The 18,671-nt window shown below is 64.1% G+C and carries 12 protein-coding genes; 5 read left to right on the plus strand and 7 right to left on the minus strand.

What is annotated here, in order from left to right:
* Nucleotides 1–32: 32 nt before the first annotated feature.
* Nucleotides 33–1,289 carry a serine hydroxymethyltransferase gene (glyA, locus tag IEW63_RS08145; protein ID WP_188636131.1) on the minus strand — a complete coding sequence of 419 codons (1,257 nt, stop codon included), beginning with the start codon at nucleotides 1,287–1,289 and terminating at the stop codon, nucleotides 33–35.
* A gap of 267 nt (nucleotides 1,290–1,556) precedes the next feature.
* On the opposite strand from glyA, the gene ettA reads away from it, so the two are divergent.
* From ettA to IEW63_RS08160, 3 genes are all read left to right on the plus strand, one after another.
* Nucleotides 1,557–3,221, plus strand: a complete 1,665-nt coding sequence (gene ettA / locus IEW63_RS08150; protein ID WP_188636132.1) for an energy-dependent translational throttle protein EttA — start codon at nucleotides 1,557–1,559, stop codon at nucleotides 3,219–3,221.
* Between the two features lie 268 nt (nucleotides 3,222–3,489).
* Nucleotides 3,490–4,830, plus strand: coding sequence for an NADP-specific glutamate dehydrogenase (gene gdhA, locus IEW63_RS08155; RefSeq protein ID WP_188636133.1), 1,341 nt, complete (start codon nucleotides 3,490–3,492; stop codon nucleotides 4,828–4,830).
* Between the two features lie 315 nt (nucleotides 4,831–5,145).
* Entirely contained in the window at nucleotides 5,146–5,502 is a 357-nt protein-coding gene (locus IEW63_RS08160; RefSeq protein WP_188636134.1) for a PilZ domain-containing protein, read from the plus strand.
* Nucleotides 5,503–5,505: 3 nt separating this feature from the next.
* Here IEW63_RS08160 and IEW63_RS08165 read toward each other — a convergent pair whose 3' ends face one another.
* Both IEW63_RS08165 and IEW63_RS08170 read right to left on the minus strand, forming a co-directional pair.
* Nucleotides 5,506–6,636, minus strand: coding sequence for a methyltransferase (locus IEW63_RS08165; protein ID WP_188636135.1), 1,131 nt, complete (start codon nucleotides 6,634–6,636; stop codon nucleotides 5,506–5,508).
* 31 nt (nucleotides 6,637–6,667) lie between these two features.
* Complete coding sequence (locus tag IEW63_RS08170; protein WP_188636136.1) at nucleotides 6,668–8,104, minus strand: hypothetical protein; 1,437 nt, start codon at nucleotides 8,102–8,104, stop codon at nucleotides 6,668–6,670.
* Between the two features lie 78 nt (nucleotides 8,105–8,182).
* Here IEW63_RS08170 and radA point away from each other — a divergent pair, with 78 nt between their 5' ends.
* Nucleotides 8,183–9,559: a DNA repair protein RadA gene (gene radA / locus IEW63_RS08175; RefSeq protein ID WP_188636137.1), complete on the plus strand. Its 1,377-nt coding sequence runs from the start codon at nucleotides 8,183–8,185 to the stop codon at nucleotides 9,557–9,559.
* A 387-nt stretch (nucleotides 9,560–9,946) separates the two neighbouring features.
* Here the strand turns inward: radA and IEW63_RS08180 are convergent, their stop codons facing one another.
* The 4 genes from IEW63_RS08180 to IEW63_RS08195 form a co-directional block, all read right to left on the minus strand.
* Entirely contained in the window at nucleotides 9,947–12,379 is a 2,433-nt protein-coding gene (locus IEW63_RS08180) for a Lon protease family protein (RefSeq protein WP_188636138.1), read from the minus strand.
* A gap of 71 nt (nucleotides 12,380–12,450) precedes the next feature.
* Entirely contained in the window at nucleotides 12,451–13,278 is an 828-nt protein-coding gene (locus IEW63_RS08185) for a uroporphyrinogen-III synthase (RefSeq protein ID WP_188636139.1), read from the minus strand.
* 350 nt (nucleotides 13,279–13,628) lie between these two features.
* Complete coding sequence (locus tag IEW63_RS08190; protein ID WP_188636140.1) at nucleotides 13,629–16,604, minus strand: transglycosylase domain-containing protein; 2,976 nt, start codon at nucleotides 16,602–16,604, stop codon at nucleotides 13,629–13,631.
* Between the two features lie 115 nt (nucleotides 16,605–16,719).
* A complete protein-coding gene (locus tag IEW63_RS08195; protein WP_188636141.1) occupies nucleotides 16,720–17,073 on the minus strand; it encodes a hypothetical protein in 354 nt (117 codons plus the stop codon).
* Between the two features lie 142 nt (nucleotides 17,074–17,215).
* Here IEW63_RS08195 and IEW63_RS08200 point away from each other — a divergent pair, with 142 nt between their 5' ends.
* Nucleotides 17,216–18,601 (plus strand): GGDEF domain-containing protein, encoded by a 1,386-nt coding sequence (locus IEW63_RS08200; protein ID WP_229710401.1) that lies wholly within the window; start codon nucleotides 17,216–17,218, stop codon nucleotides 18,599–18,601.
* Nucleotides 18,602–18,671 lie beyond the last annotated feature (70 nt).

Genomic DNA, 18,671 nt, shown 5'->3' on the forward strand with positions numbered 1-18,671 from the left:
CGGCAAGGGGTCTGATCTACCGCAGAGCGGACTCAGTCAACATAGACCGGGAAACGCGCACAGATGGCCTTGACCTGATCGCGGACCCGATCCACCACGGACTCGTCGCCCATGTTGTCGAGGATGTCGCAGATCCAGCCCGCCAGTTCGCGACATTCCGCTTCCTTGAAGCCGCGGGTGGTGACAGCCGGGGTGCCGATGCGCAGACCGGAGGTCACGAACGGGGAGCGCGGGTCGTTCGGCACGGCGTTCTTGTTCACGGTAATGAAGGCACGGCCCAGCGCTGCATCCGCGTCCTTGCCGGTAATGTCCTGCTTGATCAGCGACAGCAGGAACAGGTGATTCAGCGTGCCGCCGGAGACCACATCGAAACCGCGCTCGATGAACACCTCGGCCATGGCCTGGGCGTTCTTCACCACCTGCTGCTGGTAGGCCTTGAAGTCATCGCTCATGGCTTCCTTGAAGCAGATCGCCTTGGCCGCGATCACGTGCATCAGCGGGCCACCCTGACCGCCCGGAAATACCGCCGAGTTCAGCTTCTTCTCCAGCTCCTCGTTGGCCCTGGCCAGGATCAGGCCGCCACGGGGACCGCGCAGGGTCTTGTGGGTAGTGGTGGTCACCACGTCAGCGTAGGGCACCGGGTTCGGGTAGACGCCGGCGGCAACCAGACCGGCCACGTGGGCCATGTCAACGAACAGGTAGGCACCGACCTTGTCGGCAATCTCGCGGAAGCGCGGAAAGTCGAGGATCTGCGAATAGGCGGAGAAACCGGCAACGATCATCTTCGGCTTGTGCTCGACCGCCAGACGCTCCACCTCGTCATAATCGATCAGGCCGGTGTCGGTATCGATACCGTACTGAACGGCGTTGTACATCTTGCCGGAGAAGTTGACCGAGGCGCCATGGGTCAGGTGGCCACCGTGGGCCAGGCTCATGCCCAGCACGGTGTCGCCCGGCTGCAGCAGCGCCTGGAATACCGCGCTGTTGGCCTGAGAGCCGGCATGGGGCTGGACGTTGGCATAGTCGGCACCGAACAGCTCCTTGGCACGGTCGATGGCCAGCTGCTCGGCGATATCTACGAACTCGCAGCCGCCATAGTAGCGCTTGCCCGGGTAGCCCTCGGCGTACTTGTTGGTGAGAACCGAACCCTGCGCCTGCATGACCGCAGGACTGGTGTAGTTCTCGGATGCGATCAGCTCGATGTGCTCTTCCTGACGCTGTGCTTCCTGCTGCATCGCAGCCCACAGCTCGGCGTCGAAAGTGGCAATATCGTTGGAACGGCTAAACATGTCACGGCCCTCTGCCAGAGATGTACAAATAAAAAAGAGGCCGCATTTTACCTCAACCGGCATGAACTGGCACATGAAAAGGATTCAGGGGGTGGGGTGGCCGGGTTCATGGTGAGTTATCAGGGTTGGGGAGAGGGGGGGAGGGCTGAAGCCAAGCACCAACCACTACCCATTTGCCCTGAACCCCCACTTCAGCTAGCCTTGCACCCCAATTCAGCACCGTTCCAGGTGCCCTTCCCCATTCAGTGAACTCAAGGTTGCGTCCATATGGCCCAATACGTCTACAGCATGCACCGGGTGAGCAAGGTCGTGCCGCCCAAGCGCCAGATTCTCAAGGACATTTCCCTGTCCTTCTTCCCCGGGGCGAAGATCGGGGTGCTCGGTCTGAACGGTGCCGGTAAGTCCACGCTGCTGCGGATCATGGCAGGCGTCGACAAGGAGTTCGACGGCGAGGCCCGGCCCATGCCCGGTATCAAGGTCGGCTATCTGCCACAGGAGCCGGAGCTGGACGCGGACAAGACCGTGCGCGAGATCGTCGAGGAAGCGGTCAGCGAGATCAAGGACGCCCAGGCTCGCCTGGACGAAGTCTACGCCGCCTACGCCGAGCCCGATGCCGACTTCGATGCCCTCGCCGCGGAGCAGGCCAAGCTGGAGGCCATCCTCCAGGCTGCCGATGGCCACAACCTCGACCGCCAGCTGGAAGTCGCCGCCGACGCCCTGCGTCTGCCGCCGTGGGACGCGCGGATCGGTCACCTGTCCGGTGGCGAGAAGCGCCGCGTTGCGCTGTGCCGCCTGCTGCTGTCCGCGCCCGACATGCTGCTGCTGGACGAGCCCACCAACCATCTGGATGCCGACTCGGTTGCCTGGCTCGAGCAGTTCCTGCACGACTTCCCGGGTACCGTGGTCGCCATCACCCACGACCGCTACTTCCTTGATAACGTGGCGGGCTGGATCCTCGAACTGGACCGCGGCCACGGCATCCCCTTCGAGGGCAACTACTCCCAGTGGCTGGAATCCAAGGCCGCCCGTCTGGAGCAGGAAGCCAAGCAGGAAGCCTCCCACGCCAAGGCCATGAAGGCCGAGCTGGAGTGGGTACGTCAGGGTGCCAAGGGGCGCCAGGCCAAGTCCAAGGCGCGCCTGCAGCGTTTCGAAGAGATGCAGTCCCAGGAATTCCAGAAGCGCAGCGAAACCAACGAAATCTATATCCCCGCCGGGCCCCGTCTGGGTGACAAGGTCATCGAGCTGCACAACGTCACCAAGAGCTATGGTGACCGTGTGCTGATCGACGATCTGAGCCTGAGCATTCCCAAGGGCGCGATCGTAGGCGTGATCGGCGGCAACGGCGCGGGCAAATCCACCCTGCTGCGCATGATCACCGGCAAGGAGCAGCCCGACAGCGGCGAGATCGTCATCGGCGAAACCGTGAAGATCGCCAGCGTCGACCAGAGCCGCGACAACCTCGACGGCAACAAGACCGTCTGGGAACAGATCTCCGACGGCTTCGACATGATCACCGTGGGCAGCTATGAGGTGCCGTCCCGGGGGTATGTCGGCCGCTTCAACTTCAAGGGCGCCGACCAGCAGAAGTTCGTCAAGGACCTGTCCGGCGGTGAGCGCGGCCGTCTGCATCTGGCGCTGACCCTGAAGCAGGGCGCCAACGTACTGCTGCTGGACGAACCCTCCAACGACCTGGACGTGGAGACCCTGCGTGCGCTGGAAGAGGCACTGCTGGACTTCCCCGGCGCGGCCATCGTGATTTCCCACGACCGCTGGTTCCTCGACCGTATCGCCACCCACATCCTGTCCTATGAGGACGAGGCCAAGGTGGTGTTCTTCGAAGGCAACTACACCGAGTTCGAGGCCGACCGCAAGAAGCGTCTGGGTGAGGCCGCTGCCCAACCCCATCGGGTGCGTCACAAGAAGCTGGCCTGAGAAAAGTCACATTTTTTCTGAACTTTTCTGCCCTGCCGCCTGCGACCAAACAGCGCAGGCGGCAGACCTTCTCCTGACGGAGAAAACTGCTTTTAAAACAAAGCGGTAAATCCTTTCGATGTCGTCTGCGGGGGCGTACCGACGCCCTTTTTCGCTCGTTGGATGACAACCCGAGCGAGCATAAATTTTTTTCTCCGCTATTTCAGAGCGTAGCCGCCTCTGATAAATTTGCGCCATTACGCCTTAAACTTGCAAAAAAGAGACTTCCATGACTGACACGCTGACAGCCTGCCTGGCGCACCTGAAGCTGCGCGATCCAGAGCAACCCGAATTCCATCAGGCGGCAGAAGAAGTACTGAGCACCCTGTGGCCGTTCCTGGAAGACAACCCCAAGTATCTCAAGGCGGGCATCATCGAGCGCCTGATCGAGCCCGAGCGGGTGATCATGTTCCGCGTGCCGTGGATGGATGACAACGGCCAGGTGCACGTCAACCGTGGCTACCGTGTGCAGATGAACAGCGCCATCGGCCCGTACAAAGGCGGCCTGCGCTTTCATCCCTCCGTCAACCTCGGCGTGCTCAAGTTCCTGGCCTTCGAGCAGGTATTCAAGAACGCCCTGACCACCCTGCCCATGGGCGGCGGTAAGGGCGGCTCGGACTTCGACCCCAAGGGCAAGAGCAACGCCGAAGTCATGCGTTTCTGCCAATCGTTCATGACCGAGCTGTCCCGTCATATCGGCGAGAACCTGGACATCCCGGCCGGTGATATCGGTGTCGGCGCCCGGGAGATCGGTTATCTGTACGGTCAGTACAAGCGCCTGCGCAACGAGTTTACCTCGGTGCTCACCGGCAAGGGCCTGACCTACGGCGGCAGCCTGATCCGCCCCGAGGCCACCGGCTACGGCTGCGTGTACTTCACCCAGGAAATGCTGAAGGAATGCAACCGCCGCTTCGAGGGCCAGCGCGTGGCCATCTCCGGCTCGGGCAATGTGGCACAGTACGCCGCGCTGAAAGCCATGGAGATGGGCGCCCTTGTCATATCCGTCTCGGACTCCGGCGGCACGCTGTACTTCCCCGAGGGTATGACAGCCGAGCACTGGCATTACCTGATGGACCTGAAGAACGAGCGTCGCGCCCGCCTTCAGGACATGGCCAACGAGCTGAAACTGGAATTCCTGCCGGGCAAGCGTCCGTGGCACCTGCCCTGTGACATCGCCCTGCCCTGCGCCACCCAGAACGAGCTGACCGGCGACGATGCGCGTACTCTGGTCGCCAACGGCTGCTTCTGCGTTGCCGAAGGCGCCAACATGCCGTCCACCCTGGAAGCCATCGACGTGTTCCAGGAAGCCCGCATCCTGTTCGCCCCGGGCAAGGCAGCCAACGCCGGCGGCGTGGCAGTGAGCGGCCTGGAGATGAGCCAGAACGCCATCCGCATGCAATGGACCGATGGCGAGGTGGATACCAAGCTGCACGCCATCATGCAGTCCATCCATTCTGCCTGTGAGCGTTATGGCAAGGGGGATGATGGGTATATCGATTACGTGAAGGGCGCCAATATTGCCGGCTTCGTCAAGGTAGCCGATGCGATGCTGGCACAGGGGGTGGTGTAAGACCGCCTTCCGTTGCTGCTGACGATCCCGGGGAGGGGCTTCGCCCCATCGCCCCGGGGTCGGGGCTCCTACAAAAAGGCCAGCCCACCCCGGATTTTCCGTAGGAGCGGCACCGGAACGCCGGACGCCCCCGCCGCGATTGATGTTCCGTAGCACCCACGATTTATTGTAGGAGCGGCGACCCCGCCGCGATTGGCGCGCAAAGCGCGCCCAGCCGCCCCCCCATCGCCCCCCCATCGCCCCGAGGTCAGCCCCTACAGAAATATCCCCCACCGACTATACTTGCCCGGAGCCCACCTCCCCCATGAGGGCCCCATGATTGACGACCGCCGCCGCTTCACCCGTATTCCTTTCGACGCGCCTGCGCGCCTGTTCCAGGGCGACTGGAGGGCGCAGGCTCAGCTCGTCGATATTTCCTTGCGCGGCTTGCTTGTTTTACAGCCAGAGAGATGGGAAGAGGTCGCTCCCGAGCAGCCGGTGGAGGCGATCATCGAGCTTGCCGGGCTTGAGCAGATTCACATGGAGACCCGGGTCGCCTTCATGCGCGAGGGGCTGATCGGCTTGCAGTGCCTGCACATGGATCTGGATTCCACCAGCCACCTGAAACGTCTGATCGTGTTGAACATGGGTGACGAGGCGCTGGAGCGCGACCTTGCCGCGCTCTGCTCCTGAGTCTCAGACCACCGCGCGCAATACCACGAACTTGCTGCTTCCACCGACCTGCTCCACCGCCGAAAAGAACCGCCGCAGCTTGACGTGATATCCCAGATGGCGGTTGCCCACCACCCACAGCTCCCCGCCCGGTACCAGTGCCCTGCGGCTCTGCTCGAACAGGCGCATGGCGATCTCGTCGCCGATCACCTGCTGCTGATGAAACGGCGGATTGCATAACACCAGATCCGCACTCGCAGGCGGCGCATCCAGCAGACCGTCACCCACCGAGAACCCGGCCTCGCGACCGGGAAACGCGGCGGCAAAGTTGGCGCGGGCAGAGGCCACCGCTGCCCACGACTCGTCAACGAAGGTCAGCTGCGCCTCGGGATTGAGCGCTGCTGCGGCAATGCCCAGCGCGCCATTGCCGCAGCCAAGATCGACAATACGGCGTGTACCCTGCCCCTGCGGCAGGCAGGGAAGCATCGCGCGGGTGCCGATATCCAGCCGCTCACGGGAAAACACTCCGGGCAGGTTGCACAGTTCGATCCCGGTCTCGGCAAGGCTATAACGGGTAGCCAGCCGTGGCTCGGCGGGTTGCAGCCCGGCGTCAAACCGCGCCGCAAGAAGGCGTGCCTTCTTCCAGCCCAGCGATGCCTGATAGGGGCCGACGTAGCGGGCCAGCAGGTCGCCGGCGCTGGGCGGGAGGTGCTTGATCATCGCCCCGGCCACCACGCTGGCCTGTGGACCGAGCAACGGCCGCAGCCGGCTGAGCTGATCTTCCAGCAGCGCCAGGCTTTTCGGCACCCGCAGCAGCACGCGGTCGATCGGCCCGGCGGGCAGCTCCTGGCTGTTGATGAAGTGGATCTGCCGTTGCGCCAGGCCGTTGCGTTCGGCATTCAGGTGCAGCGCCCGCGCGGCCAGCCAGGAGTCTCCCCAGCTGATCACCTCCCGACCACCGAGCGCCAGCGCGCAGGCCAGCGCACCAAACTGGTCATTGACGACCAGCACGCGCTCGCTCTCCTCAGGCGCGCTGTCGGCGAAGGATTGCAGCAGGTACAGATCCGCCGCATCAATGGGCAGCAAGGTCGGATTACGGGTCGGCGGATAGCGCTCCAGATCAAGCGAGCCGAAGGGAGTGGTGCAGCTGTACATGGCGGGCCGGTCATCAGTCAGGGACCGGGGATTATAGCGCCTCGCGCAGGCGCTGGCAGAGCAGCCGCAATACCTCCACCCGGGCGTAGCGCTTGTTTTCCGCCGGAACGATATGCCACGGCGCTGCGGCGGTGCTGGTATGGGCAACCATATCGTCCAGCGCCTGCTCGTAGTCGGACCATCGCTCGCGGTTGCGCCAGTCTTCGTCGGTCAGCTTGTAGCGCTTGAGCGGCGAGCGCTCCCGGGCCTGAAAGCGCTTGAGCTGCTCCTGCTCACTGATCGCCAGCCAGAACTTCACCACGATGGTGCCGGCGGCCTGCAGCTGGGCTTCGAAGTCGTTGATCTCGGCATAGGCCTGCTGCCAGCGGTCGACCGGGGTGAGCTTTTCGACCCGCTCGACCAGCACCCGACCGTAATAGCTGCGGTCGAAGATCGCTACCCGTCCCGGCGTCGGCACCCGGCGCCAGAAGCGCAGCAGGTAGGGTTGGTGCGCTTCTTCCTCGGTCGGCGCGCGGGTGCCGTGTACACGCAGGTAGCGCGGGTCGAGACAGCGGGTGATCCGGCGGATGGCGCCGCCCTTGCCGGCGGCATCGGTGCCCTCGAATACCAGCAGCAGGCTGCGGCCGGCAAAATCCGGCCGGCGTATCAGCGCCCGCAGTTCCTGCTGGTAGCGGGCCAGCTGCTCGCCATATTCCTCCTTGCCCAGCCGCAGACCGTAATCGATCTGCTGCAGCACGGACCGGGGCGCGGGCGCCAGCGGTGGCGGAGGGGAGCGGCGTTCGGTCTTGTTGCGCAGTGCGCGGATCTGCTCCAGCACCAGCCGCCCCACCTCGATATCCCGGTAATTCGGATCGGCGCTGGGCACCCGGATCCAGGGTGCTTCCGGCGTCGAGGTCAGCGTCATCATGCGCCGGGTCACCCGCTCCAGCTGCTCGCGGTCGGCCTGGCTGAAGTCGCCCCATTCGCGCATTGCCACGTCGGTCGGCACTTCGGGGGCGCTGCTGCTCCCCTCCCCCGGCTCGACCTCCAGCCACAGCTTGAGCAGGGCCACCCCTTCGTTCACCAGCAACTGCTCGAAGCGCCGGATCTCTTCCATCTGTTGCTCGAAGGCCTCGGCGGAGATATCGCCACGGACCCGACACATCTGCGGCTGGTGGTACCAGGAGCCGAGGTAAAACCCGAGCTTGTCCGGCCCCGGCAGGCTGATCCAGTAACGCCAGAGGTGCGGCATCCGTTGCTCCACGCCTTCCGGCAGGGCAAACGCCCGGGTGACCAGAAAGCGGTTGTCCAGCCAGTCGTAGAAGCGGTACAGCAGCTCGGCCTTGCCCGCGGCATCGTTGCCGCTGATGAGCACCAGCACCGGCCCCTTGATGGATTTGCGCAGCTCATACTGGGCGTCCAGCAGCGCCTCGGTCAGCTCCGCCTCCTGCTTCTCGAACTCATCGTCGCTCAGGGAATGCTCAGCCATCTTTGTCGCCCGATCGGGATTTATTGACTGACGGCCAGTATAGTTGCCGATCGGACTCATGTTGGAACTGAATCAGCGATGGCAAAGAACAAGCGACTCTACGGCTGCACCGACTGCGGCGCCACCTTCAGCAAGTGGTCGGGCCAATGCGGCGAGTGTCAGGCATGGAACACCCTGGTCGAGACGGTGATCGACACCACTCCCACCGGCGGCAGCGGCGGTGCGTCCCGGGGCGGCAACTGGGCGGGAGAGATGGCCCAGGTAAAGACCCTGGCCGAGGTATCCACCGAAGAAACCCCGCGCCAGCCCAGCGGCTCGTCTGAACTCGACCGGGTGCTCGGCGGCGGTCTGGTCAGCGGCTCGGTGGTCCTCATCGGCGGCGATCCCGGTATCGGCAAGTCGACCATCCTGCTGCAGACCCTGTGCCGCCTGGCGCAGAGCATGCCGGCGCTGTATGTGACCGGTGAAGAGTCCCAGCAGCAGGTCGCCATGCGCGCCGAACGCCTCGGCCTGCCGAAGGATCAGCTCAAGGTGATGACCGAAACCTGCATCGAGAGCATCATCGCCACCGCCCGCCGCGAGCAGCCGAAGGTCATGGTGGTGGACTCCATCCAGACCATCTTCACCGAACAGCTGCAATCGGCCCCCGGCGGCGTTGCCCAGGTACGCGAAAGCGCCGCCCTGCTGGTGCGCTTCGCCAAGCAGAGCGGCACGGCCATCTTCCTGGTCGGTCACGTGACCAAGGAAGGCTCGCTGGCCGGCCCGCGGGTGCTGGAACACATGGTGGATACCGTGCTGTATTTCGAAGGGGAGTCCGATGGCCGCCTGCGCATGCTGCGGGCGGTGAAGAACCGCTTCGGTGCGGTAAACGAACTGGGCGTGTTCGCCATGACCGACAAAGGCCTGAAGGAAGTCGCCAACCCCTCGGCAATCTTCCTGTCCCGCTATGATGCGCCGATACCGGGCAGTGTGGTCATGTCCACCTGGGAAGGGTCGCGGCCGATGCTGGTGGAGGTACAGGCGCTGGTCGACACCAGCCACCTGGGCAACCCGCGGCGGGTCACCCTGGGGCTGGACCAGAACCGGCTGGCAATGCTGCTGGCGGTACTGCATCGCCACGGCGGCGTGCCCACTTATGACCAGGACGTGTTCGTCAACGTGGTCGGCGGGGTCAAGGTGCTGGAAACCGCCGCCGACCTGGCCCTGCTCGCCGCAGTCATCTCCAGTCTGCGCAACCGCCCGCTGCCGATGGACCTGATGGTGTTCGGGGAGCTGGGACTGTCCGGTGAAGTGCGCCCGGTGCCCAGCGGGCAGGAGCGATTGAAGGAAGCGGCCAAGCACGGGTTTACCCGGGCGATCGTGCCCAAGGCCAACGCACCCAAGGAAGCGCCCAAGGGCATGCAGGTGGTGGCGGTCACGCGGCTGGATGAGGCGCTGGGGGTTTTGTTTGAGTGAGGGGGTGGGGGCCCATGTAGGGCCCCCACCCCCCTCAAAGAAAGGTTGTACACACAATCTGTGGATAACTCTGTGAGCAGCCTAGGTGCAACTCGTCGTAAGCCTCGGTAATACAGGCGTTCGACGCTTCTGTTCAAATAACAGACAATCGCCGTGCAAGGCATCCTACCGACGCCGTAAAACCGCTGCAAGCCCCATGAGCTCTGCCCTTCAGCCCATCCCTTCCAGAAATTGCCAACTTTTTCCCACTCTCCCGATTCAGGGGATTGACAAACACTCGGAGCGATGAATCCACAGCGGCCATCCACATAAACTGTGGATAACCCTGTGAACTCTCTTGGGAAATCATCCGCTGATGCCGATACCATGTGGCTCAGCGCGGGCTGGTCAGGGATTGAGCAGCGGTTCGATACCGGGTGCTTCGCTGGGCTCTTCACGATCATCGGAACTGTTGCGCTGGTTGATCTGCTTCAGCCGCTGCACCACGCGATCATTGATCGAGCCTGCGGGGAAGTTGCCCTGCTCGTCCGGCTCACCGGCATTTTCCCCGGCCAGCAGGCTGAGGGCCTGGTCGACGTTGTCCACCGCATAGATGTGGAAAAGGCCCTCTTCGGCCGCGTCCATCACCGCCTTGTCCAGCATCAGGTTGGGCACGTTGACCCGGGGGATGATGACGCCCTGCTTGCCGGTCAGGCCGCGGGCCTGGCACAGGCGGAAGAAGCCTTCGATCTTGACGTTGACTCCGCCGATCGCCTGCACTTCGCCGAACTGGTTGATCGAGCCGGTAATGGCGAAGCACTGTTGCAGCGGTGCCCGGGCCAGTGCCGAGATCAGCGCACAGACTTCGCCGAGCGAGGCACTGTCGCCGTCGATGTAACCGTATGACTGCTCCAGCGCGATGCTCGCGGAAATCTCCAGCTGGTGATCCTGAGCATAACGGCTGCCCAGATACCCGGTCAGGATCATCACGCCCTTGGAATGGATCGGCTGCCCCAGATTCACCTCGCGTTCAATATCGACGATGCCACTGCTGCCGGGATATACCGAGGCACTGATGCGGGCCGGCACGCCGAACACCGAGTCGCCGATGGCCAGCACGGTCAGGCCGTTGCATTTGCCCACCGCCGCGCCGTCGGTATCGATCAGGATGACGCCGGACAGCATGTCCTCGCGTATGCGGGCGCTGGCGCGCCCGGTGCGGTTCTCCTTGGCCTGCAGGGCGCGTTCGATGTGGCCGGTATCGGTTATCTTGTCGCCGGCCAGTTCGCGCACCAGATCCGCCTCGGCAACCAGCTGGAAGATGTCACTGATACTCGCCGACAGATGCTGCTGATGCTCGGCCAGCCTGGCGCTGTAGGTCAGGATGCGGGCCACTGCGGCAACCGTCAGCGGCGCCATGCCCTCCTCGTCTACCCGGGTCTTGAGCAGCTGGGCCATGCCCTCGATGCTGTCCGGGGTGCGCGGCAGGTAATCATCGAAGTCCACCAGCACCCGGAACAGCTCCTGAAAGTCCGGATCGTAATCCTGCAGCATGTAGTAGGCGCGCCGGGAGCCGATCAGCACCACCTTAACCGCCAGCGGAATCACCTGGGGCGTCAGGGTCACTGTGGTCAGCCGGCCGATGTCGGCCCAGGGCGACTCGATCTTCAGCTCGCGGGAGTGCAGGGCGCGCTTGAGCGCTTCCCAGACGAAGGGTTCAGCCAGCAGCTTGTCTGCCTCCAGCACCAGATAGCCGTTATTGGCCCGGTGCAGTGCGCCGGCGCGAATGTTGCGGTAGGTGGTCACCAGCGCACCCTGCTCGGAGGTGTATTCCACCCGGCCGAACAGGTTGTCGTAGGACGGGTGCGGTTCATGCACTACCGGTGCGCCGGGTGAGCCGCCATGCTCCACGATCAGGTTGGGGCTGTAATGGTCGATAAGCGCGGCCTTCTTTGCCGCCTCCGGGCGCGCCTCGGCCCGCTCGTCCACCAGCAGTTCCACCACCACCTTGAGCAGATTCTGGTGGATGGCGTTGATGTATTCGCACATCAGCGGGTTATCGCAGTAGCGTTCGGTCAATGGGTCGAGCAGCGGTTGCAGCGCCTCGGTGATGGTCTGCTCGTTCAGCTCGCGCAGCTCGTTGCTGGATTCGCGCTTCCACTGGGGCAGGCTGGACAGCGCCTCGCTCAGCTGCTCCTCGAGCACCGCAATATCCTCGTGGTAGCGCTCGCGCTCGGCATCCGGCAGCTGGGCAAACTGGGCCTCGTCCAGCCCCTTGCCGTCGCGGATGGGCGTGAAGCCCAGATTGCCGCCGTCCCGGTAGATCATGATCTGGCGCTCCAGCGCCTGACGCTCGACCGTTTCGATGGCGGCGTCATAGCGGCGGTTGAAGCGCTGGTCGATGGCGCTCTTCTTCTGCTGGAACGCCGGGTGCTCGAATGCCGCCGGGAAGGTCGCCAGCAGGTTGTCCACCAGCTGCTCGATATCCTCCACCAGCCGGGCACCGGTGCCCGGCGCCAGATGCAGCGCCTTGGGTGCCCGCGGCTCGTCGAAGTTGTTGATGTAGACGCAGTCCTGCGGGGTGGGCATACGCTTGGCTTCGGCCTGCAGATAGCGCATGGCATAGGAGAACCTGCCGGTCCCCGGCTCGCCCATGACGAACATGTTGTAGCCGGCGCGCTTCATCGCCACGCCGAAATGCATCGCTTCCACAGCGCGGTCCTGGCCGAGGATGCCCTTGAACGGCTCCAGGTCATCCGTGGAGTCGAAGCCCAGGCTTTTCAGGTCGATGGGGGCGGTCAATTGCTCGGGCTGTAAACGTAGCGGGCCGGGTCTGGTCATCAAGCTTCCCTTATGAATTCGTCAGTCTGGAGTCAGTGTAAACCACTAATGATCGACAGGCAGGCGCAGCGCTAGACGCCGAACCGGCGCACCATCTCGCGTACCAGCGGCTTCATGAAAAAGCTCTGTTCGGGCATCAGGTCGACACGCAGGCCGCGGTCACGCAGCTCATCGGCCACCACCGGCCCGACCGCGGCGATCGTCAGCCCATTGAGGATGGTGACAAGGCCGGGCTCGCCGACGTGCCGCTTGCCGATCTGGAACAACCGGCGCACCTGGGTCGCGCTGGTGAAGGCGATGGCATCCAGCGTACCGCTGGCCAGCTCGTCGATGAGCGCGACCACCCGCCGGTCCTCGACGTCATCGGCATAGATGTAGGGCCACACCGGCATCGCTACGGCACCGGCCTCCCGCAGAAATTCCATCAGCAGCGGGTTGGGATCGGTACCGTAGAGCTGCACGGCGATGCGCCGGCCTTTCAGGTCTTCGGGCTGCAGGGTGTCGATGACCCCCTGGGTGGTGGGGGCAACCGCGACCAGGTCGGCCTTCAACCCGATACTGCGCAGCGCCGCACCGGGCTTGGGGCCGCGGGTGATCTTGCGCACCTGCGCGAGCCTGGCAATGAAGTCCTCGCGCACCGAGCCGCCGGCACGCTCGGCGGCGCCGAGCAACCGGCGGATGCCTTCCCCGGTCAGGGCGATGAGGTCGTCCCAGTGTTCAGTGTTGAAGCGGTCCAGCCAGTCCACCACTGGCTGCTGGTCCGGTGCGTCGTGAATGGACACCAGCGGACAACGCAGCACCTCCGCCCCGCGCTTGAGAAGCATGTCGGCAAACAGATCGAGTTCACGACTTTCCGGCAGGGCAATACGGCGGCCGGTGAGGGGCAGAGTGGCAGGCATGGAGGCATCCCTTTCAGAGCGGAAAGCCCCATGCTAACGGGGGGCACAGGGGATTGAAAGGGGAGCAGTGGGGTGGAACGGGCGCGCTTCGCACGCCAATCGCCCCGAGGTCGGGGCTCCCACAAATGACTCGAGCAAGAGGGAATCCTCCGCTGGCTGAAAATGACCCTGTGTCGCCCCTGGCTGTGCCCGGCCAAACGCCCGGGACTGCGCCCCACCCCTGCAACCTCCTGGCCGGAATCCATCTCTTTAAATCCTCGGACGGTAGGAGCCCCGACCCCGGGGCGATTGGGCTGCGCAGCAGCCCCCGACACGCCTACCAACCCATCAAACCCCATCCTGAAAAATCCCTACGGCCCACCCTGCGCCAGCATCCCGCCCGGCTCCTGATTGATATGCGGCGCCAGCACAGGTGCCATGCTTTTCAATACCTGCGCCGGCAACGCGGAGGTGAAATGGAACGCCCCCGCATCCTCACCCGGCACGAACGCGGTCAGCGTCCCGAAATGGTTTTCGCCGATGAAGAACACAAAGGTGGCCGTGCGGTTCATCACCTCGGTCGCTACCACCGCCCCGGTGCGGGTAACCGTATGGATGCGGTTATCCCCGGTCCCGGTCTTGCCGCCGATCACCAGCGGCTCCCCGTTGGCGGCGGTGAAAACACCCTGCAACCGTCGCCCGGTACCGTCATCCACCACCGCCGACAGCGCCTGGCGCAGCGCCGCTGCCACCTCCGGCGCCAGCACCTGCTCCTCCTGCAGAGGTTCAGGTTCAAAGCGGGTCTCCCACGGGGTATCTGCGGCAAAGTGCAGACTGGTCAGGCGCCGCACGCCGGTCCGTTTGCCATCATTGATGATGATGCCCATCAGCTCCGCCAGGGCGCTGGGGCGGTCGCCCGAGCTGCCCAGCGCGGTGCCCAGCGACGGCACAAGATGGGGGAAGGGATAACCCACCCGCTGCCAGCGCGCGTGCAGCGCATTGAAGGCTTCGCGCTCCAGCATGATGCGGATGCGCGTATTGCGGGCACTGGCATGCCGGCTGCGGAACAACCACTTGTACACTTCCTGCCGCTCGGCCGCGCTGGCGGACAGCACATCGCTCAGGGTGGCCTGCGGGTGCTGACGCAGATAACCGAGCAGCCACAGCTCCAGCGGGTGCACCTTGGCGATATACCCCTGGTCGTTCAGGTTGAAGCTGCCCGGCGCATAGGTGCGATACAGGCGCTCGATACGCTCCGGGCTCTGCGGCACCCGCACGTTCTCCACCAGAAAGTCACGGAAGCTGTCGAAATCCGCCTCTGGATGCAGCTCGCGGTACACCACCGACAGCCGCGCCGCTATCGGCTGCACCTGGCGCAGCAGCCGGGCGAAACGCTGCTGCTCGTCCATCCCCTCGTAGCGGCGCCAGAAACGCTGCAGGAATACCCGCCCTTCCCTGTCGGCAAACGTCTGCAGGTAGGCCTGGCGACGCGGGTCCCGGTCGTTGGTCAGCAGGCTGGTGGCATCGTCCACGCTCTGGTGCAGGCTGTAGCGGATCACATCGCGCAGCAGTCGCACGTAAGGCAGGTTGATCGACTCCTGCAGCGCCTGCTGCACGGTGACGATGCGGCGGTCGTCTTCCTTGCGGAAGTTGCTGAACCGCTGCACCCCACTGCCGGTGAAGAACTGCTCATAAGGGGAAGCGGAATAGCGGCGCTGCAGGGCGGCATCAAGCATCTGCGCCAGCGTGGCTTCCGGGTTCAGGCGCAGGTATTCCAGCGCCCACAAAGTCAGCGGATCCCCCCGGCGGTCCCGGGCGTTCCGCCGGGTGTCATCATCGGCACCGGCCAGCTGACCATGCAGCTCGGCGATGATTTCCAGGTAACTGGTCAGCACCCGCAGCTTGGCGGTGGAGCCCAGCTCCAGTTTGCTGCCGGAGTTGAGATCAAAGGGCAGCCCGGTGGTGTCGGTCTGCACCCGCACCTGGTGCCCGGTCGGGGTGCGCTCCATCAGGGTGAAACTGTAGCGGACCTGGGAGGCCTGCTGCGGCGACAGCAAGCGCTCGCCCAGCAATCCTGCCTCCGAGGCGGATAACTCATCCGCCAGCGCTTCGAGAAAACTCCCTACCGCGCGCTGCAGCTCCACGTCCAGCGTGCTCTGGACCTGGAGATCCAGCCGGTCCAGATCGTAGGTCGACTGGCCGAGCAGCGACACCAGCTGATTGCGGGTGACCCAGGCGGTCTTGTCCACCGTGGCCGGCTCCAGCAACGGGTCCTGCTGCCAGTCCCGGTAGCTCACGTCGCTGGCCAGTGCCACCCGCGCCAGCTCGCCGTCGATCCGCTGGTGGTTGTGCAGCAGTCGCAGATGGCTGTCGACAAGTTCGCGCAGCTCGTCCCGCCCGCCCAGCAGATACCAGCTCGGCCGCCGCTGGGCGATCACCAGAGACAGCGCCTGACGCAACGCCACCGCCTGAGCCTCAATGCCCCGCTCGCCATTGAGATCGGCCGTGAAGTCATCAATATCCGCAGCAAACCAGACCCACAGCGCATCCCCCATGCCATGCACCTCGCCGTGCCCGGGCGCTGCAGCCAGGGGGACGGTGTTGAGGTAGTCGCGCACCAGCTGCTGGCGGACCTGCATGGTTTCCGGGCCGTGCATATAGGCGCGCACTGCGGCAGAGGCCATCTGCCGCAGCTTGTCGGTGGGCGAGTGGGTGCGGCCCTCCAGCGAATGACGGTATTTCTCCATCTGGGTGGCCAGGGTACTGGCGCCATGGCTGGGGCCATCACCGCCCAGCGAGCCGGTCACCAGCGACATCGACGCCCCGACCAGGCGCGGCCAGTCCACCGCCGGGTTGGCCCGCGGCAGGCTCGGATCCAGCAGGTGGCGGTTCTCGATGAACAGCAGGGCCTCGATCAGCAGCGGGGGAATATCCGTGAACGCGTTGAAGCGAAAGCGCGGATAATCGTATGTGTAGATCAGCTCACCGTGGGCGTCGGTGATCTTCAACCCGGCGTGGGTCTTCTCTTCGTAGGGCAGAAACAGGCCGTGGCCGGCGTACTGCAGCAGGTCGTCGGAGAAGCGCGCCTGGCGGGTGACTTCAAATCCATGGCGATCCAGCCCGGCCTGGAATTGCGGCAGCTTGCTGTAGCCCAACCGCTCGTTGAAAGGGCCTGCATCCGGAAAATGGATAGCATCGCTCTGCCCATCACCAAGCTGGTAATGGAGCCGATTGGCGTACTCGCTGAACCAATTGGACTGGAACCAGGCATAACGGAACTCGAACCCGGCCAGACAGACCAGAATCAGCGATAAAAAGCCCAGTAAAATCCAGATTCGCAGCCTCATGTTTCTCCCCTTCTCTGGGTAACTTTGAGTCTAGTAGAGGCTGATCGTTTCGTTTGGAATCCAGACAAAAAGAAGGCCGGGACATGCCCGGCCTTCGTCGCAGCGCAGGGGCTTATCAGCCGCCAGCGCCAGCGCCCGCACCGCTGGCGCCACCGGAACCGGCACCGCCGGTACCTGCACCTGTGCTGCCGGCGCCACCGCTGGTACCAGTGCCTGCACCCGAGCCAGTGCCGGTACCAGTACCAGAGCCAGTCCCCGGACCGGAGCCGCCGCCACCGGCGCCATCCACATTACTGGGGTTGCGTGGATCGGTCGGTGAGCGCGAATCATTAGTGGTGGAATCCTGGTAGTTGCCAGAATCCATGCTCCGCTTGTCCTTATCACCATCGTGGTCGTGCGCCATTGCCATGGGAGCGGCCGAGGCCAGGGCAAAGGTAAACAGTGCGCTGTAGATCAGTTTCTGTTTCATGCTTTCCTCCGGTGTTTTCAGGGACTACATTCAGTAGAAAAAGCGCCCTGGCAATGGTTCAACAAAAGCGCTCAACGGCCACGGTATGGTTTTGTCGTGACAGCTGTGGAAAAATTGCCGCCCATTTTCTTTCGAGCCGCCTATGACCGCCCCCCGCTTCTCCATGGAAGAACTCACCACCGAATGGCTGGATTGCCTCGACAGCTTTCCGCTGGAGATCCGGCAGGTGACCGCCCGGCTGGCCGAAGAGCACAAGAGCGAGCTGGCCGGCCACTTCTACGTGTCCATGCTCGCGCACCGGGAAGCGGCCATGTTCCTCTCCCACGAGGAGGTCAAGACCCGGCTGAGCAAGTCCATGGAGAACTGGATCACCAATCTCTATGCCTCGCATGATGCGAAGGACATTCAGTCGGTCATCAACCACCAGAACCTGATCGGCGACATCCACGCGCGGATTTCCATCCCCATCCATCTGGTGCTGCGCGGCGCCCGGCTGCTGAAGCATCAGCTGATCGGCATCCTGCGCGAGACCCTGCCGCAGGAGCAGGCGATCCCGGCGAGCAGTTTCTGCGCCACGCTGGTTGACCTGGCGATGGAGATCATGAGCCACGCCTACTCCACCTCCCACGACCGGGGCTCGCGAGCCGAGGAAAGCTATCGCCTGTTCGCGGTGGCGCAGAACATTGCCAGCGAAAAGGAAAAACAGCGTGCCGCCCTGCTCGACTGGGAAAACCAGATGATGTTCGACGTGGCCACCCACCTCACGGCGGACCAGCTGCCCCGGCTGGGCGCGTCCGAGTTCGGCCTGTGGTTCCGCCACAAGGGTGCCCATGGCTTTGAAGGCGCGGTGGAGACCGGGCTGATCCTCGACTCCATGGCACGCATCGATGATGTCCTGCTGCCGATGTTCGCCCTGCGTCGGGACGACGCTCCCGAGCGCGACAACCTGCCCCTGCTGCGGGAGCTGCGCGAGCAGACCCGGAGTATCGCCTATCATCTGGAGTTGCTGTTCGAGCAGAACAGCGAACTGGAGTCCGGCCGTGACGTACTGACCCGCCTGCTCAACCGCAAGTACCTGTCGGTGGTGCTCAACAAGCAGATCCAGTATGCGCGCAACAGCGGTGCCAGCTTTGCGGTCCTGTCGATCGATATTGACCACTTCAAGCAGCTGAACGATACCCACGGCCACGAGGCCGGCGACCTGGTGCTGCAACAGTTTGCCTCGCTGCTGATGAACAAGAGCCGCGCCGGCGATTACCTATTCCGCATGGGTGGCGAAGAGTTCCTGCTGATCATGGTCGACGTGAACGACAGCAGCGCCGCCCGGGCAGCGGAAAAAATTCGCAGGCTGATAGCTGAAGAAACCTTCCGCCTGCCCCAGAACGCCAACCTCCACCTGACCGCCAGCCTCGGCCTGGCCCTCTTCAACGGCCACCCCGATTACCAGCAACTCCTGCGCCGCTCGGACGCCGCCCTGTACGAAGCCAAACACAACGGCCGCAACCGGGTGGTAGTGGCGGCGGGTTGACCGGCGCGCTACGCACGCCAATCGCGGCGAGGCGGTCCGGCGTTCCGGCGCCGCTCCTACGGGTTAGGGG

The sequence above is a fragment of the Halopseudomonas pertucinogena genome (assembly GCF_014646575.1).
GTDB classification, from domain to species: Bacteria; Pseudomonadota; Gammaproteobacteria; order Pseudomonadales; family Pseudomonadaceae; genus Halopseudomonas; species Halopseudomonas pertucinogena.

Coding starts and splice junctions, on each gene's coding strand:
- IEW63_RS08195 (WP_188636141.1), bottom strand. CDS start 17,073: ATGAAACAGAAACTGATCTACAGCGCACTGTTTACCTTTGCCCTGGCC.
- IEW63_RS08190 (WP_188636140.1), bottom strand. CDS start 16,604: ATGAGGCTGCGAATCTGGATTTTACTGGGCTTTTTATCGCTGATTCTG.
- ettA (WP_188636132.1), top strand. CDS start 1,557: ATGGCCCAATACGTCTACAGCATGCACCGGGTGAGCAAGGTCGTGCCG.
- gdhA (WP_188636133.1), top strand. CDS start 3,490: ATGACTGACACGCTGACAGCCTGCCTGGCGCACCTGAAGCTGCGCGAT.
- IEW63_RS08185 (WP_188636139.1), bottom strand. CDS start 13,278: ATGCCTGCCACTCTGCCCCTCACCGGCCGCCGTATTGCCCTGCCGGAA.
- IEW63_RS08200 (WP_229710401.1), top strand. CDS start 17,216: ATGACCGCCCCCCGCTTCTCCATGGAAGAACTCACCACCGAATGGCTG.
- IEW63_RS08180 (WP_188636138.1), bottom strand. CDS start 12,379: ATGACCAGACCCGGCCCGCTACGTTTACAGCCCGAGCAATTGACCGCC.
- IEW63_RS08170 (WP_188636136.1), bottom strand. CDS start 8,104: ATGGCTGAGCATTCCCTGAGCGACGATGAGTTCGAGAAGCAGGAGGCG.
- radA (WP_188636137.1), top strand. CDS start 8,183: ATGGCAAAGAACAAGCGACTCTACGGCTGCACCGACTGCGGCGCCACC.
- IEW63_RS08160 (WP_188636134.1), top strand. CDS start 5,146: ATGATTGACGACCGCCGCCGCTTCACCCGTATTCCTTTCGACGCGCCT.
- glyA (WP_188636131.1), bottom strand. CDS start 1,289: ATGTTTAGCCGTTCCAACGATATTGCCACTTTCGACGCCGAGCTGTGG.
- IEW63_RS08165 (WP_188636135.1), bottom strand. CDS start 6,636: ATGTACAGCTGCACCACTCCCTTCGGCTCGCTTGATCTGGAGCGCTAT.